Raw genomic sequence first — 16601 nt, forward strand, 5'->3', positions numbered from 1 at the left:
GGGTCCGCCACTCACGCCCCGGGGATGGGCAGCGGATCCTCCTGCGCCCCGGCCTGCTGCCGGTGCCACAGGCGGGCATAGACCCCGCCCGCCGCCAGCAGGTCCTCGTGCCTTCCCTGCTCCACCACCTGCCCCTGCTCCAGCACCAGGATGTTGTCCGCGTCCCGGATGGTGGAGAGGCGGTGGGCGATGGCCAGGGTGGTGCGCTGCGCGGCCACCTCCGAGAGTGCCTCCAGTATGGAGCGTTCCGACTGGGAGTCCAGGGAGGAGGTGGCCTCGTCCAGCACCAGCAGGGGCGGGTCCTTGAGCAGCACCCGGGCGATGGCGATGCGCTGCTTCTCGCCGCCGGAGAGCTTCAGGCCCCGTTCCCCCACCAGGGTGTCATACCCCTCCGGCAACGACTGGATGAACCCCTCCAGATGGGCCAGGCGGGCGGCGCGGTGGACCGCCTCGGGGGGGGCGTCCGGGTGGCCGTAGGCGATGTTGTAGTAGATAGTGTCGTTGAACAGTACCGTGTCCTGGGGCACCACGCCGATGGCGGCCCGCAGGCTGTCCTGGGTGAGGTCCCGGATGTCCTCACCGTCCACCCGGATGCAGCCGGCATCCACATCGTAGAAGCGGAACAGCAGCCGGGCGATGGTGGACTTGCCCGCGCCGCTGGGGCCGACGATGGCCAGCTTGCCCCCGGGGGGCACGGTGAAACTCACCCCCTGCAGAATGGGCCGCTGGGGCCCGTAGGCGAAGGAGACCCCCTCGAAGCGCACCTCACCCCCCCGGGGCCGCAACGCCTTTGCCCCCGGCCGGTCCACCACCCGGGGGGGCACCTCCGTGAGCCGGAACAGGCGTTCGATGTTGATCAGGGCCTCGCGGATCTCCCGGTAGACGAAGCCGAGGAAGTTCAGGGGGATGAAGAGCTGGATCATGTAGGCGTTGACCATCACCAGGTCCCCCACACTCATGCTGCCCCCGGCCACCCGGTCCGAGGCCATGAACATCATGACGGTGATGGCCCCGGCGATGATGAAGGCCTGCCCGGAGTTCAGGGCCGCCAGGGAGAGGCGGTTGTTCATGCGCGCCGCCTCCCATTCCTCCAGGTCCCGGTCATAGCGGCGGGCCTCGAAGGCCTCGTTGCCGAAGTATTTCACCGTCTCGTAGTTGAGCAGGCTGTCCACGGCACGGGTGTTAGAGCGGTTGTCCATGCGGTTGGCCTGGCGCACGAAGCGGTTGCGCCATTCCGTCACCAGCACGGAGAACAGGGCATAGACCGCCACGGCCGCCACCACCGCCACCCCGAAGGCGGGGCTGAGGGTGACGAACAGGATCCCCGCCACCAGCACGATCTCCAGCACCGTGGGCAGGATATTGAACAGGGTGAACCGCAGCAGGAAGCGGATGCCCGTGGTGCCGCGCTCGATATCCCGGGCCAGCCCGCCGGTGCGCCGCTCCAGGTGGAAGCCCAGATCCATGCGGTGCAGGTGCTCGAAAACCCGCAGCGAGACGCGGCGCATGGCCCGCTCCGCCACCCGGGCGAAGACGGCGTCCCGCAACTCGGAGAACAGCACCGTGGAGAACCGCAGCAGACCGTAGCCCAGCAGCAGGGCCACGGGCACCACCATGGCCGCCTGCTCGGGTCCCGCCTCAAAATGATCCACGATGTACTTCAGGGCCACGGGCACCAGCACATTGGCCCCCTTGGCCAGGGCCAGCAGCACCAGGGCCGCGATCACCCGGCCGCGGAACTCCATGAGATAGGGCCACAGGCTCAGGAGGATGCGCCAGTTCACCGGCTGATCCGAATAGGCATAGTCGGAGCGGTGTTTCACGATATACGTCCACGATCAAACGAAAGAACCGGTCTCCGGGCACCTTCACCCGGCACGAAAACAAGGATGATTCTACCGCACGAAAGCATAAGTAAAGATTGAAAAAAAATAATAAAAGCGGCCTTCCCCCCCAAACAAAAACTCCAGGCGGATGGAATACGGATAGAACCGGAATACCGGTTGTCTGAAGGGAGGCAACCCAATACTCTTTTGTATTCCTTTCTCGCCAACGGGAACACGCATGACCTTCAGCCTGCATCAACACGGCATCCACGTGACCCGGGTGCTGCGCAACCCCGCCCCCGCCATCCTCTACGAGGAGGCCCTGGCCCACCACGAGCACGGCACGGCCCTGTCCTCCACCGGCGCCCTCATCGCCCGCTCCGGGGACAAGACCGGCCGCAGCCCCAGGGACAAGCGGGTGGTGGCCCATGAGCGCATCAACGACGACATCTGGTGGGGCCCGGTGAACACCGGACTGTCCCCCGAGAGCTTCCAGTCCCTGCGCCAGCAGGCCGTGGACCATCTCAACACCTGCCCCCGGCTCTATGTGGTGGACGGCTTCGCCGGCTGGGACCCGCGCTACCGGGTGCGCATCCGGGTGATCTGCGAGCGGGCCTACCATGCCCTGTTCATGCACAACATGCTCATCCGCCCCAGCGCAAAGGAGCTGGAACAGTTCGGCGAACCCGACTACGTCCTCTACAATGCCGGCCGCGCCTCGGCCAACACCGACCTCCCCGGGGTTAACAACCCCACCAGCGTGAGCCTGTGCTTCCTGCGGGGGGAGATGGTGATCCTGGGCACGGAATACGCCGGTGAGATGAAAAAGGGCGTGTTCACCCTCATGAACTACCTCATGCCCCGCCAGGATGTGCTCTCCATGCACTGTTCCGCCAACGAGGGGGACGACGGGGATGTCTCCATCTTCTTCGGCCTCTCCGGCACGGGCAAGACCACCCTGTCCGCAGACCCCCGCCGCCGCCTGATCGGGGACGACGAGCACTGCTGGAGCGACCGGGGCATCTTCAACATCGAGGGCGGCTGCTACGCCAAGGTGGTGAACCTGGACCCGGAGGCGGAACCGGAGATCCACGACGCCATCCGCTTCGGCGCGATCCTGGAGAACGTGGTCTTCGATCCCCGCACGCGGGAGGTGGACTACAGCGACACCTCCATCACCGAGAACACCCGCTGCTCCTACCCCGTGGAGCATATCCCCAACGCCAAGATCCCCTGCACCGGGGGGCAGCCACAGAACGTGATCTTCCTCACCTGCGACGCCTTCAGCGTGCTGCCGCCGGTGAGCCGCCTCACCCCCGCCCAGGCCATGTACCACTTCATCAGCGGCTACACCGCCAAGGTGGCGGGTACCGAGGTGGGGGTGAGCGAGCCCCAGGCCACCTTCTCCGCCTGCTTCGGGGCGCCGTTTCTGGTGTGGCACCCCACCCGCTATGCCCAGCTGCTGGCGGAGCGCATCCGCCGGCACCAGGTGCGGGTCTGGCTGGTGAACACGGGCTGGACCGGTGGCCCCTACGGCGTGGGCCGGCGCATGCCCATCGCCCACACCCGGGCCATCATCGATGCCATCCACAGCGGCGACCTGGCCTCGGCCCAAACGGTGGAGGACCCGGTGTTCGGCGTGCAGGTGCCCACCCGCTGCCCCGGGGTGCCGGAGGAGACCCTCATCCCGGCCAACACCTGGTCCGATGCCGCCGCCTACCGGGAGACGGCCGCCCGCCTGGCCCGGCTGTTCCACGAAAACTTCGAGGCCTACGCCGACCAGGCCAGCCCCGAGGTGCTGGACGCGGCCCCGCGCATCCCCGAAGGCTGAGGGCATTCTCGCCCCCGTCCCCCGCCGGGGGGCGGGGGCGGACCTCAGTCGGCCTGGGGGCGCATGTGGGGGAAGAGCAGCACGTCCCGGATGGAGGCCGAGTCGGTGAACAGCATCACCAGGCGGTCGATGCCGATGCCCTCCCCCGCCGTGGGCGGCATGCCGTGCTCCAGGGCCCGCAGGTAGTCGGCGTCGAAGTGCATGGCCTCGTCGTCGCCGGCCTCCTTCTCCTGCACCTGCCGGCGGAAGCGTTCCGCCTGATCCTCGTAGTCGTTCAGCTCCGAGAAGCCGTTGGCAATCTCCCGCCCCCCCACGAAGAACTCGAAACGGTCGGTGACGAAGGGATCGGCGTCGTTGCGCCGGGCCAGGGGCGAGACCTCCGTGGGATAGGCGGTGATGAAGGTGGGGTCCGTCAGGCGCGACTCCACCGTCTTCTCGAAGATCTCGATCCACACCTTGCCCAGACCGTAACTGTCCTTCAGGGGGATGCCCCGGGCCTCGGCGGCGGCCCGGGCCCGTTGCGGGTCCTCCAGGTCGGCGGCCTCCAGATCGGGGTTGTACCGGAGGATGGCCTCCTTGACGGTGAGGCGCTCGAAGGGCCTGCCGAAGTCGTAGGTCTCCCCCTGATAATGCACCGTGGTGGAGCCCAGCACGTCCCGGGTGAGGGTGCGCAGCAGGTCCTCGGTGAGGTCCATGAGTTCGTGATGGGTGACGTAGGCCTCGTAGAACTCCAGCATGGTGAACTCGGGGTTGTGCCGCGTGGACAGCCCCTCGTTGCGGAAATTGCGGTTGATCTCGTAGACCTTTTCGAAGCCCCCCACCACCAGACGCTTGAGATACAGCTCCGGGGCAATGCGCAGAAAGAGCTGCATATCCAGGGCGTTGTGGTGGGTGGCGAAGGGCCGGGCCGTGGCCCCGCCGGGGATGGCCTGCATCATGGGGGTCTCCACCTCGAGAAACCCCCGGGCGTTGAGGTAGTCCCGGATGCCCTGGATGATGCGGGTGCGGACGCGGAAGATCTCCCGCACCGGCTCGTTCATGATCAGATCCACATAGCGCTGGCGGTAGCGGGTCTCGGTGTCCGCGAGCCCGTGGAATTTCTCCGGCAGCGGGCGCACGGACTTGGTGAGCAGACGCAGGGTGTCCACCTGCACCGAGAGCTCCCCGGTTTTGGTGCGGAACAGGGTCCCCTCGGCGCCGAGGATGTCGCCCACGTCCCAGCCCTTGAACTCCTGATAGCGCCCTTCCGGCAGGGCGTCCCGCTGCACGAAGAGCTGGATGCGTCCGGACATGTCCAGCAGCTGGGCGAAGCTGGCCTTGCCCATGACCCGCTTGGCCATCATGCGCCCGGCCACGGCCACCCGCACGGGCTCGGCCTCGAAGAAGGCCGCGTCCCGCTCGCCGTACTCGGCGTGGAGTTCGCCGGCCATGACATTGCGGCGGAAATCGTTGGGGAAGGCGGTCCCCGCCTCCCGCAGCCGCTGCAGCTTTTCGCGGCGCTGGGCGATGAGCTTGTTCTCGTCCTGGGTCGGGTCGGTCATGGGCTGGCTTGCCAAATCGTGTCAGGGGAACGGGGTTTTGTCGTCCGGGGCCGGGGGCACCGGCCCCGGCGGGGCATTACAGGCCGCTTTTCAGGCTGGCCTCGATGAAGGCGTCCAGGTCACCGTCCAGCACCGCCTGGGTGTTGCCCACCTCCACGCCGGTGCGCAGGTCCTTGATGCGGGACTGGTCCAGCACGTAGGAGCGGATCTGGCTGCCCCAGCCGATGTCCGCCTTGCTGTCCTCCATGGCCTGCTTCTCGGCGTTGCGCTTCTGCAGCTCCAGCTCGTAGAGCTTGGCGCGGAGCTGGTTCATGGCGAAGTCCTTGTTCTTGTGCTGCGAGCGCCCGTTCTGGCAGGCGGTGACCACCCCCGTGGGCAGGTGGGTGATGCGCACGGCGGATTCGGTGCGGTTCACGTGCTGGCCGCCGGCGCCGCTGGCGCGGTAGACATCGATGCGCAGGTCCGCCGGGTTGATCTCGATGTCGATGTCGTCGCTCACCTCGGGGGAGACGAAGACCGAGGTGAAGGAGGTGTGGCGGCGGTTGCCGGAGTCGAAGGGGGACTTGCGCACCAGACGGTGCACCCCGGTCTCGGTGCGCAGCCAGCCGAAGGCATAGGCGCCGTCGAAACGCACCGTGGCGCTCTTGATGCCGGCCACCTCCCCTTCGGACACCTCCATGAGCTCGGTGGTAAAACCGTGGCGCTCGCCCCAGCGCAGGTACATGCGCAGCAGCATCTCCGCCCAGTCCTGGGCCTCGGTGCCGCCGGACCCGGCCTGGATCTCCAGAAAGGCGGGGCGCTCGTCCATCTCGCCGGAGAACATGCGCTGGAATTCCAGATCGGCCACGGTGGCCTCGTAGCGCTCCAGGTCCGTGCGCACGGACTCGGCGGTGTCCTCGTCCGCTTCCGCCTGGGCCATCTCCAGCAGTTCCCGGGCATCCTCCAGGCCGCCGCCGATGCGCTCCAGGTTGTGCACGATCCCCTCCAGATGGGCCCGCTCCTTGCCCAGGGCCTGGGCCTTGTCCGGATCGTTCCAGACGTTGGGGTCCTCCAGTTCCCGGTTTACTTCTTCCAGGCGATCGCGCTTGGTATCGAAGTCAAAGATACCCCCTCAGGGCGTCCACACGCCCTTGCAGGTCTTTGATCTGGGAAAACAACGGGTTCAGTTCCTGCATGGATGGCCCTTCCCACGATGGTCTTTCGGAAAACCTGAAAGTGTACCACGAACGGGGCAAAAGGGCCGCGCCCGGGGAGCGGGCGCGGGGTGCGGAAGGAACCCTGGGCGGGAGGGCCGGGGAACCGCCCCGGCGCCGTCAGCGGATGAAGTCGAACAGGGACAGCCGGGCCACCTGGGTGTAGGACTGCTGCGCGGCCTGCAGGCTCACCTGCTGCAGGTTGAAGCGGCTGATGGCCTCGGCATAGTCCAGGTCGCGGATCTCGGAGAGGGTGGTCTCCATCTGCAGGATCTGCTCCTCGTGCAATCCGTTTTGGGATTCCAGGGCGTTGAGCCGGGCACCGACGGTGGAGCGCACATCCAGGACGTGCTCCAGGGCGCTGTCCAGTTCCGTCAGGCCCCGGTTGATGGCGTTGTTCACCGGGGCGGTGGTGCCCCCGCTGCCCGATTCCAGGGCGGAGATCATGCGGTCCAGGCCCTGGAACAGGGTCTGCTCCTGGGAGGCCCGGATCTCGAAGGAATCCCCCGCATCCGGCCGCCCCTTGACCTGGAGCTGGATGCCGTTGAACTCGATGCCCTGACCGCTCTCGAAGGATGCCGGTCCGGCCACCACGCCGCCGCCGTTGTCCAGGACCCGGTATTCCTCTTCGCTGATGAATTCGAGGGTGAACGGCCCACCGGCCCCACCGTTCCATGCGGCCTGGTCCACCACCTGACCGGTATCGGCCACTCCGGAGCCGCTGTTGCCGGGATCCGGGATCACGGTGAAATCCCCGTTGCCGTCCGGGATGCCCCCGAAGACGGCACTGCCCGCGTCCCCCACGGCGATACGGCGCACGGGGCTGATGTCCACCTCGCGTGCGCCATCATCCCCCTGATAGACGATCTCCCCGGTGGCATCGGCCACGAAGGGCCTGGTCTCGGAGCGGTACCCCGCGAACAGGTATTCCCCGTTGGCGTCCCGGGTGTTGGCCAGGTCCACGAGGCCGTCCAGGACCTGGCGCATCTCCTCCGCCAGGTACCCCCGGGTCTCGTCGGTCTGGGAGGCGTTGTTGGCCTGCACCGCCAGGGCACGGATGCGCTGCAGCCCGTCCCCCACCCCCGCCAGGGTGGTCTCGGTGAGGCGCAGGCGGCGTTCGGCCAGTTGGCCATTCCTCTGGTACTGCTCTGTCTGCTGGACGCGGCTCTCGAACTGCAGGGTCTGCACGCTGCCGCTGGGGTCATCGGAGGGGGCGAGGATGCGGCGGCCCGTGGCCAGCTGGTTCTGGGTGCGGGCGATCTCCGCCTGCTGGCGCTGCATCACATCGACGCCGTTCTGGAAGATCTGGCTGGTGGATATACGCATGGCCTATCGCCTCACTGCACCGATGAGGGTGTCAAACAGGGTGTTGGTGATGCTGATGACCTGGGCGGAGGCCTGGTAGGCCTGCTGGTAGCGCAGCAGGTTGGCCGCCTCCTCGTCCAGGTTCACCCCGGAAACGCTGTCCCGCTGGGCCTGGGCATCGGCCAGGAGCTGGGACTGGGCATTGGCGGCCACCTCGGCCTGGCGGGTCTGGGTGCCCACCTTGCCCACGAGGCTGTTGTAGGCCCCTTCCAGGGAGGTGCTGCCCTCGTCCAGATACCGGGTGCTCTGCACGTTGGACAGACCCAGGGCGTTGCGGTTGTCCCCCACGCCGAAGGCATCGTTGCGGGCGATGCGCACCTCGCCATCCGCCGGCTGGCTGCCGCGCACGATGATCTCCACACCGTTTTGCTCGGCGCGCCAGACCCCATCGGACATCTCGGAAAAGTCCGCCTGATTGAAGACGATGTCTCCGGGGGCCGCGCCACCCCAGTTGGCCCAGGACTGATAGGCCCCGGGGTCCACCACCGACAGGGACTCCACCTCCGTGCCGTCGGGCACCGTGGGGACCATGGCCGCCGCCGCAGCCACCTTCTCCGGATCGCTGATCTCCACATCGATGCGGCTGGCGGCATCCCGGGTGGGGCGGATGACAAAGCTGTCCCCCGCCGAGCCCGCGGGCGGGGCGGTGATCTCCAGTCCGGCCGCGTTGATGGTCCCACCGGCGCCGGCGGTGGCCAGTACCGAACCATCCGGTTCCTTGCGCAGCTGCCACTCGCTGGCCCCGTCGTCCCAGCTGAGCCGGTAGTCGTCCGCGGTGAGCCCGGCCAGGTTCCCCCGGTCGATGGCCACCGTGGGCTCGGGTGCCGTGGTGCCGGTGGCGGTGAGCACCTCCGGCGTGGGCACATCGAAGAATGCCCCGCCGGGTTCGCCGTTGCGGTCCAGACCCGCCTGGTGCTGGTTGTTGAAGGCCACGGCCATGCCCACGGCGGCCCGGCCCAGTTCGCCACGGGCCTCGTCCAGCACGGAGCTGCGCAGCTCCAGCAGCCCGCCCAGGCGGCCGCCGGTGATCAAACGGGTCACGTCCATGCCGTCCTCACCGCCGAAACGCACCTCCCGGGGCAGGCCCGGCTGGGGGGAGACATCCGCCAGGGCCTTGGCCTTCTGCCCCAGGACGATGCCCTGGCCGTTGCCGATGAAGACGTTGAGGGCGCCGTTGTCCTGTTCCACGGTCTGCACGTCCACGAAACGGGACAATTCCAGCACCGCCTGATCCCGCTGGTCCAGCAGGTCGTTGGGGGGCTGGCCGCGGCCCTCGGCGGCGATGATCTGCTGGTTGAGGCGGGCGATGCTCTCGGCGTGGCTGTTGACCTCCTCGATGGCGGTGCCGATCTGGCCGTTGACCACCGTCTGTTGTTCGCTGAGGCGCCGGTCCAGGAAACGGAAGCGGTCCACCAGGGATTCGGCCTCGGAGATGAGCACCGTGCGCTCGGCACTGGCGGTGGGGTCGTCGGCCACCTGCTGCACGGCGGAGAAGAAGTCCTGCATGCCGGGGGCCAGTCCGGCATCCGGATCCGCCAGCAGATCGTCCACCCGGCCCAGGTATTCGTGACGGGTGCTGTAGTAGGCCTCGGAGGTGGTGTTGTTGCGCAACTGGGTCTGCAGGAACTCGTCATACATGCGCCGCACCGTGGAGGTGTCCACCCCCTTGCCGATGTAGCCGGCGCCGCTGAACTGCCCGCCGCGGGAGACCAGTTCCGCCCGCTGGCGGCTGTAGCCCTCGGTGTTGACGTTGGCGATGTTGTGCCCCGTGGTATCCAGGGCCCGCTGGTTGGCATTGAGGGCCGAGGTGCCGATGCCGAAGAGTCCGGAACTCATGACGTCCTCCCGGCGGTGCACCGCCCCTCGCGATGGATGATTGACGTGGACATGGTATTACCTCCCTCAGGATATCGGCGGCGTCTGCCCGGACTTGAGCAACGCCAGGGTCTCGCCGAGCGTCCCCCGCTGCATGATGTTCAGGATCTTGTCGGCATAGCGGGGATCGGTGGCGTAACCCGCCTCCTGCAGCCCGCGGATGTAGCCCTCCGCGTCGCCGGCGGCCTCCAGGGCCTGCCGGTAACGTGGATTGCCCTGGATGAAGGCCACATAGTCGTCGAACCCTTCCGCCAGTCCGTCATAGGCACGGAAAGCGGCGCGCTGGCGCTCCGGCACGCCGTCCACATACTCCAGGGTGGACACGTTCACCCGCGGTCCGTCCCAGCGGGCATCGGCCTTGATGCCGAAGAGGTTGAAGCTGCTGCTGCCGTCGCCGTGGCGGATCACATGCCGGCCCCAGCCGGTCTCCAGGCCCGACTGGGCCACCAGCACCTCCGGGGGCACACCCAGTTCCCGGGCCGCCTCTTGGGCATGGGGCCAGACATCGCGGATGAATTCCTGCGGGGTCTCGGGCCGCCAGTGGGCGTCGGTCGCCGATGCCGCCCCGGCCGGATCCGCCGCCGGGATCTCCCCGGCCCCCTCCGCGGCATCCTCACCCCCCTTGCGGGCCTGGGCCACGTCCCGGGCCTGGATCGCGGCCTCGATGGTGGCCCGCAGGCTGGGCACGCGGTGATCGGGCATCTTCAGTTCCCGATCGGCGGCGACCCCGGCCTCCCGGCCACTGCCGCCGTTATTGCCGGCATCGGCCCCGGGCTGATTCCGGGAGAGTTCCCGCATCACCTGATCCCGCAGGCCGATGCCCTCCCCCTGGGCCATCTCCAGGGCGATCTGCTGGTCGAACAGGCCCTGGTACATGCGCGTCTGCTCGTTGTTGAAGATCCCCTCGGCGGGGGCCGCCTGGCGCATGCTCTTGAGCATCATCTGGATGAACAGGGCCTCGAACTGACGCGCCACCTCATCGGCTGCCCCGGCCTCGTGACGCTGGGCCTGGGCCCGCAGTTGCGTGAGGCCGGCGAGATCGGTGTAGTTGGTGCTGTCAGCGATGTACCCGTTCATGCCGGCATCCCCCCTCAGATCACCACCAGCTCGGCGTGCAGGGCCCCGGCCTCCCGCAGGGCCTCCAGGATGGACACCAGGTCCCCCGGGGCGGCCCCCACCTCGTTCACGGCGCGCACGATCTCGTTGAGGCTGACGCCGGGATCGAACAGGAACATGGGGGCATCCTCCTGGGTGACCTCGATGTCCGACTGCGGCGTGACCACCGTCTCCCCCTGCCCCAGGGGGGCGGGCTGGCTCACCTGCGGGCGCTCGGTGATGGTCACCGTGAGGCTGCCGTGGGAGACGGCGGCGGGGCTCACCTGCACGTTGCTGCCGATCACCACGGTGCCGGTGCGGGAGTTGACGATGACCCGGGCCGGGGGGGCGCCGGGCTCCACCCGCAGGTTCTCCAGCATGGAGATGAAGCCCACCCGCTGCCCCGGATCCGTGGGGGCGCTGACGCGCACGGAGGAGCCGTCCAGGGGACGGGCGGTGCCGGGGCCCAGGGTGTCGTTGATGGCCTGACTCAGGCGGTTGGCGGTGGTGAAGTCATGCTGGTGCAGGTTCAGGGTGACGTGATCCCCCTGGGCGAAACCGGAGGGCACGGACCGCTCCACCGTGGCCCCGTTGGGGATGCGCCCGACGCTGGGGACGTTCACCGTCACCTGGGAGCCGTCGGCCCCATCCACCCCCAGGCCACCCACCACCAGATCCCCCTGGGCGATGGCGTAGGTCTTGCCGTCGGCCCCCTTGAGGGGGGTCATGAGCAGGCTGCCGCCCCGCAGGCTGCCGGCGTTGCCGATGGAGGAGACGGTGATGTCGATGGTCTGCCCCGGTTTGGCGAACGGGGGCAGATCGGCATGGATCATCACCGCCGCCACGTTGCGCAGCTGGGGGTTCACGTCCGGGGGCACGGTGACCCCCAGGCGCCCGAGGATGTTCTTCAGGCTCTGCACGGTGAAGGGGGCCTGGGTGGTCTGGTCGCCGGTGCCGTCCAGGCCCACCACCAGGCCGTAGCCCACCAGCTGGTTGCTGCGCACCCCGTCCACGGAGGCCAGGTCCTTGACCCGCTGGGCGGCGGAGGCCGGCCCCAGGGGCATCAGCAGGACCATGGCCAGGAGGGAGACCGCAAGGATTCGAATCGCGTGCATGACGGCGCTCCTAGAAGGGCCACACGGGGCTGTTGAAGAAACGGGTGAGCCAGCCGGGGCTGTTGCTGTCCGCCAGGGTGCCCCGCCCGCCGTAGGCCACCTGGGCGGCGGCCACCTGGGTGGAGAGGACGGTGTTGTCGGCGCGGATGTCCACCGGGCGCACGATGCCCCGCAGACGGATGTACTCCTCCCCCTGGTTGATCTGCAGCCACTTCTCCCCCTGCACCACCAGGTTGCCGTTGGGCAGGACCTCCGAGACCATGACGCTGATGGAACCTTCCAGCTGATTGCTCTGGGAGGCGTCCGCCTCCCCCTCGAAGCCCCGGGAACCGCTGATGCGGGTGTCCAGTACGGGCCGGCCGTCGTAGGTCACCCCGCGCCCCAGGAGGGTGGGGCCCTCCAGACCCACCTGGCTGTCCTTGCTGGTGGAGGTGCTGGAGGACTTGCTGGCCTGGGTGCTCTCCGCCAGGATCACCTGCAGGATGTCCCCCACCCGGTGGGCCTTGTAATCGGCGAACAGGCCGTCCCCCGAGGCCGGCTGGAAGATGGCGCCGTTGTTCTCCTCGGGGGGCAGCGGCCCGGGGGGCATGACACTGGCGAACTCCGGGTCGTCGCCCCGCTCCACCGGCTGCAGGCTGGCGCAGCCGCCGGTGAGCAGAAACAGCGCCAGCAGGGCCGTCAGGCGGGTCCCGGAGGGCCTGCCGGTGGATGGATGGTATGCGATCGCCTGGATCTTCATGGTGCGGCCTCTTGCGTCCCCCTGCGCGCGGCGTTTGCCGTTACAGGTTGTTGTTCAGGTACTGCATCATCTGGTCCGAGGAGGAGATGGATTTGGAGTTGATCTCGTAGGCCCGCTGGGTCTCGATCATGTTCACCAGTTCCTCGGCGATGTTGACGTTGGAGCTCTCCAGGGCCCCCTGCATCAGGCGGCCCAGGCCGTCCTGCCCCGGATTGCCCTGCTGGGGGGCGCCGCTGGCGGCGGTCTCCGCGTACAGGTTCTGCCCCAGGGGCTCCAGCCCGGCGGGGTTGACGAAATCCGCCAGCTGGATATTGCCGATCTCCACCGGGGCGTCCTCCTCCCCCGCCACCGTGGCGCTGACGATGCCGTCCTCACTGATGGAGATGCTCTTGGTGCCCTCGGGCACGAAGATCCCCGGCTGCAGGGGGTAGCCGTTGGACATGACCACCTGCCCCTCGGAGTTGAGCTGGAAGCTGCCGTCGCGGGTGTAGGCCACGTTACCGTCGGGGGTGAGGATCTCGAAGAATCCGCGCCCCTGGATGGCCACGTCCAGGGAGTTGTCGGTCTGGATGTGGTTGCCCTGGGTGAAGATCTTCTCCGTGGCCACCGTGCGCACCCCCACGCCCACCATGAGGCCGGTGGGGAGCTCGTTGTTCTGGGCCGCCTGGGCCCCGGGCTGGCGGATGTTCTGGTAGATCAGGTCCTCGAAGGAGGCGCGCCCCTTCTTGAAGGCCGTGGTGTTCACGTTGGCCAGGTTGTTGGACAGGGTGGACATGCGCGTCTGCTGCGCGTCCAGCCCGGTCTTGGAGATCCACATTGCCTGATTCATGGTTCATTCCTCCTCGGCGCCCGTACCTCAGGACAGGCGCAGCAGTTGCGAGCCGGAGCGGGCCAGATCGTCCGCGGTCTTCATGAGCTTGACCTGGGTCTCGAAATTGCGGGACAGCTCGATCATGTTCACCATGGCCTCCACGGTGCTGACGTTGCTGCCCTCCAGCACCCCGGAGGCCAGGCGGACCCCGGCATCCGCCGGTTCCACCGCCCCGTCGTCACGACGGAACAGGCCGTCCTCGCCCCGGGAGATGGCCTCGTTGTCCGGATTGACCAGCTTCACCCGCCCCACCTGGGCCAGGACGTTGGGCTCCTGCCCCAGGGGGCGCACGCTGATGGTGCCGTCGCCGCCGATCTCGATCTTCTCGAAGGGGGGGATGGCAATGGGGCCGTCATCCCCCAGGACCGGCCGTCCGTCGCCGGTGGTGAGCAGCCCCAGGCTGTCCACCTTGAAGTTGCCGGCACGGGTGTAGGCCTCGTTGCCATCGGGGCCCTGGACCGCGATCCAGCCCTCCCCCTGCACCGCCACGTCCAGGCTGCGGCCGGTGGAGATCTGCGGGCCATGGGTGAAGTCCGCCTCCGTCGCCTTGAGCTGCACATAGTCCCGGCTGTCGTACACCGGACCCCGCATGGGGTGGTTGACGAAGCTCTCCAGGCTCTGGCGGAAGGCAGTGGTGTTGGCATTGGCCAGGTTGTGGGCGTTCACCTCCTGGGAATGCGCCGCCTCCCGGGCGCCGGTCATGGCGATGTAGAGCATGCGGTCCATGGCGTCTCACCCCTTACCGGATGTTGATGATGGTCTGGGTGATGGTGTCGGCGGTGCTGATCACCTGGGCGTTGGCCTGGTAGTTGCGCTGGGCCGTGATCAGGTTCACCAGCTGCTCGGCGATGTCCACGTTGGAGGCCTCGTAGGCCCCGCCCTGGATCAGGCCGAAATTGGAATCCCCCGCCCGCCCCAGCAGGGGCTGGCCGGACTCGGCGGTCTCCGCCCAGTTGGTCCCCCCCACGGGCTGCAGGCCCTGGGGATTGTCGAAGTTGGCCAGGGCCACCTGGCCCAGGGCGCGGTTGGCCCCGTTGGTGAAGCGGGCGAACACGGTGCCGTCGGACTCCACGCTCACGTCCACCAGCTGGCCCGTGGCATAGCCGTCCTGCTCCAGTTCGGTGACGCTGAACTTGTCGCCGTACTGGGTGGAATCGCCAAAGTCCACGGCGATCTCGCCGGCGGCGTCCCCGAGGGTGGCCCCATTGGGCAGGCCGGGATCGGTGATGGTCAGCGGGGTGCTGGCACCGGCATTCAGGGTACCGTCCGCATTGAACTCCAGGTCGGCAGCCCCCACCTCGCTCCCTTCCAGGTAGGCCTTCACATGCCACTGCCGGGAATCCGGCGGGTCCTGCCGCTGGAAGACCAGGGACAGGTCGTGCTCCGCCCCCAGGGAGTCGTACACCGTCAGGGAGGTGGAGTCGTTATAGGTCTCCGGATCCGCCGGATCGATGTCCCCGGGCCCAAGAATGGTCCCTGCATCATCCGTGGGGGGCGCGGCGTCCGAATTCAGGTTCACCAGGGCATCGATGGCGGTGGTGGCCTTGGGTGCCGATTCCCCGGTGGTCAGCTGGATATCCTCGGGGGTGACGCCCCCCTCCGCCGGGTAGCCCTGCAGGCGCTGACCGGAGGAATTGACGATGTACCCCTCCTTGTCCACCTTGAACTGCCCGGCGCGGGTGTATTCCACCACCCCGTCCCGTTCCACCATGTAGAAGCCCTGACCGTTGATGGCCAGGTCCAGGTTGTTGTCCGTGTACTCGATATCCCCCTGGGTGAACTGCTGGGCCACGTCCGCCAGACGCACCCCGCTGCCGGTGGCCGTCTTGGACACCCCGGTGTAGGAGAGGGCGAAGACGTCCGCGAACTCCGCCCGGGACCCCTTGAACCCCGCCGTGGAGGCGTTGGCCACGTTGTGGCCCGTGACCTCCAGGTCCTGGGAGGCGGCGTTGAGGCCGGTCAATCCGATATTGAAAGGCATGGTGGTTTCCTCGCTGGATGCTGTTTTGAACCGTTTCAGCCGATGCGGCGGACCTCGGAGAGACCGATCTCCCCGAACCCATCCACCTGGAGCATGACCCCGTCATTCCCCTGGCCGGTGCGCACACTGTTCACCCGGGCATTGAGCAGGGTCTGGGGCTGGACATTGCCGTCTTCCCCCTGGGCCTGGGCCCGGAATTCGTAGATCCCCGCCGGGGCGCGCTCCCCGGTGTTGGTGGTCCCGTCCCAGTGGAAGGTACTCAGTCCTCCGGGCTGGGCCCCCAGGGGGATGCGCTTCACCAGACTGCCGGCGGTGTCATAGACACCCACGGTGACATCCGAGGCGGAACGCTCCAGGTCCACCGCGCCTTCCACGCCCCCTTCCGAACCCAGGGTGGCCAGATCCACCGGCACCAGCACCTCCCGGTCCACCAGGCTGGCGGCCTGCAGGGTCTGGTTGGACTGCATGGAACCGGCGATCTCCTTGAAGGACTGCTGCATCTCGGTGATGCCGTTCACCGTGCTGAACTGGGCCATCTGCCCGAGGAAATCGGAACTCTCCATGGGCTTGAACGGATCCTGGTTCTTCATCTGGGTGATCATCATGTTCAGAAAGTCCTTCTGACCCAGTTCCCCGCGGCTGTTCTTGGTCTCCTGTGCATCGGCGGAACCGGTGAGGCCCAGCCGCTGCAGTACACTTGGATCGATGGTGCTCATGTCGGTCTACCTCAGCCCTGTCCCATCTGCAGGGTGCGCAGGAGCAGTTGCTTGGTGGTATTCATCACCTCCACGTTGTTCTCGTAGCTGCGGGAGGCGGAGATCATGTTGGCCATCTCATCCACCATGTTGACGTTGGGCATGTAGACATAGCCCTCGTCGTTGGCCTGGGGATGATGGGGCTCGTATTTCAGGCGGGGCTCGGCATCGCTCTCCACGATGTCCACCACCCGCACCGAGGCGCTGGAGGGCTGGCTACTGCCCGCTCCGGCGCCGGCGCTCACCTGCTCCATCACCGCCTGGAACACCGGCTGCTTGGAACGGTACGCCCCCTCGGCGGTGGGACTGCCCACCTGGGCATTGGCCATGTTACTGGCGATGGTGTTGAGGCGCACCGACTGGGCGGCCATGGCCGACCCGGAAACGTCAAAGGCCTTGAACAGGTTGCTCATG

General features: G+C 67.7%; 14 protein-coding genes. 1 reads left to right on the forward strand and 13 read right to left on the reverse strand.

Annotated features, from left to right (window positions below):
• Window positions 1-11 precede the first annotated feature (11 nt).
• Complete coding sequence (locus CKO33_RS05090) at window positions 12-1823, reverse strand: ABCB family ABC transporter ATP-binding protein/permease (protein ID WP_338081727.1); 1812 nt, start codon at window positions 1821-1823, stop codon at window positions 12-14.
• Window positions 1824-2064: 241 nt separating this feature from the next.
• Between CKO33_RS05090 and pckA the strand changes: the two genes are divergently transcribed.
• A complete protein-coding gene (gene pckA, locus CKO33_RS05095; RefSeq protein WP_200179954.1) occupies window positions 2065-3657 on the forward strand; it encodes a phosphoenolpyruvate carboxykinase (ATP) in 1593 nt (530 codons plus the stop codon).
• Window positions 3658-3701: 44 nt separating this feature from the next.
• Here the strand turns inward: pckA and lysS are convergent, their stop codons facing one another.
• The 12 genes from lysS to flgC all read right to left on the reverse strand — a co-directional run bounded on the left by lysS (window position 3702) and on the right by flgC (window position 16600).
• Window positions 3702-5198 (reverse strand): lysine--tRNA ligase, encoded by a 1497-nt coding sequence (gene lysS, locus CKO33_RS05100; protein ID WP_200179956.1) that lies wholly within the window; start codon window positions 5196-5198, stop codon window positions 3702-3704.
• A 76-nt stretch (window positions 5199-5274) separates the two neighbouring features.
• Window positions 5275-6373, reverse strand: a protein-coding gene (gene prfB, locus CKO33_RS05105; protein ID WP_200179958.1) for a peptide chain release factor 2 whose coding sequence is annotated in 2 segments (ribosomal slippage) — window positions 5275-6297 and window positions 6299-6373 — 1098 coding nt in all. Because the reading frame shifts where the segments join, the coding sequence is not laid out codon by codon here.
• 138 nt (window positions 6374-6511) lie between these two features.
• Entirely contained in the window at window positions 6512-7717 is a 1206-nt protein-coding gene (gene flgL, locus CKO33_RS05110) for a flagellar hook-associated protein FlgL (protein ID WP_200179960.1), read from the reverse strand.
• Window positions 7718-7720: 3 nt separating this feature from the next.
• A complete protein-coding gene (gene flgK, locus CKO33_RS05115) occupies window positions 7721-9592 on the reverse strand; it encodes a flagellar hook-associated protein FlgK (protein ID WP_200179962.1) in 1872 nt (623 codons plus the stop codon).
• A 66-nt stretch (window positions 9593-9658) separates the two neighbouring features.
• Entirely contained in the window at window positions 9659-10708 is a 1050-nt protein-coding gene (gene flgJ, locus CKO33_RS05120; RefSeq protein ID WP_200179964.1) for a flagellar assembly peptidoglycan hydrolase FlgJ, read from the reverse strand.
• A gap of 14 nt (window positions 10709-10722) precedes the next feature.
• On the reverse strand, window positions 10723-11802 hold the full coding sequence (locus CKO33_RS05125) for a flagellar basal body P-ring protein FlgI (RefSeq protein ID WP_242472474.1): 1080 nt from the start codon (window positions 11800-11802) through the stop codon (window positions 10723-10725).
• Window positions 11803-11851: 49 nt separating this feature from the next.
• Window positions 11852-12580 (reverse strand): flagellar basal body L-ring protein FlgH, encoded by a 729-nt coding sequence (gene flgH / locus CKO33_RS05130; RefSeq protein ID WP_200179968.1) that lies wholly within the window; start codon window positions 12578-12580, stop codon window positions 11852-11854.
• 40 nt (window positions 12581-12620) lie between these two features.
• Entirely contained in the window at window positions 12621-13409 is a 789-nt protein-coding gene (gene flgG / locus CKO33_RS05135) for a flagellar basal-body rod protein FlgG (RefSeq protein WP_200179970.1), read from the reverse strand.
• 27 nt (window positions 13410-13436) lie between these two features.
• Window positions 13437-14177: a flagellar basal-body rod protein FlgF gene (flgF, locus tag CKO33_RS05140; RefSeq protein ID WP_200179972.1), complete on the reverse strand. Its 741-nt coding sequence runs from the start codon at window positions 14175-14177 to the stop codon at window positions 13437-13439.
• A 13-nt stretch (window positions 14178-14190) separates the two neighbouring features.
• Window positions 14191-15432 carry a flagellar hook protein FlgE gene (flgE, locus tag CKO33_RS05145; RefSeq protein WP_200179974.1) on the reverse strand — a complete coding sequence of 414 codons (1242 nt, stop codon included), beginning with the start codon at window positions 15430-15432 and terminating at the stop codon, window positions 14191-14193.
• A gap of 35 nt (window positions 15433-15467) precedes the next feature.
• Window positions 15468-16148 carry a flagellar hook assembly protein FlgD gene (locus CKO33_RS13810; RefSeq protein ID WP_200179976.1) on the reverse strand — a complete coding sequence of 227 codons (681 nt, stop codon included), beginning with the start codon at window positions 16146-16148 and terminating at the stop codon, window positions 15468-15470.
• A gap of 11 nt (window positions 16149-16159) precedes the next feature.
• A complete protein-coding gene (gene flgC, locus CKO33_RS05155) occupies window positions 16160-16600 on the reverse strand; it encodes a flagellar basal body rod protein FlgC (protein WP_200179978.1) in 441 nt (146 codons plus the stop codon).
• Window position 16601 lies beyond the last annotated feature (1 nt).

The sequence above is a fragment of the Ectothiorhodospira mobilis genome (assembly GCF_016584115.1).
Taxonomy (GTDB): domain Bacteria; phylum Pseudomonadota; class Gammaproteobacteria; order Ectothiorhodospirales; family Ectothiorhodospiraceae; genus Ectothiorhodospira; species Ectothiorhodospira mobilis.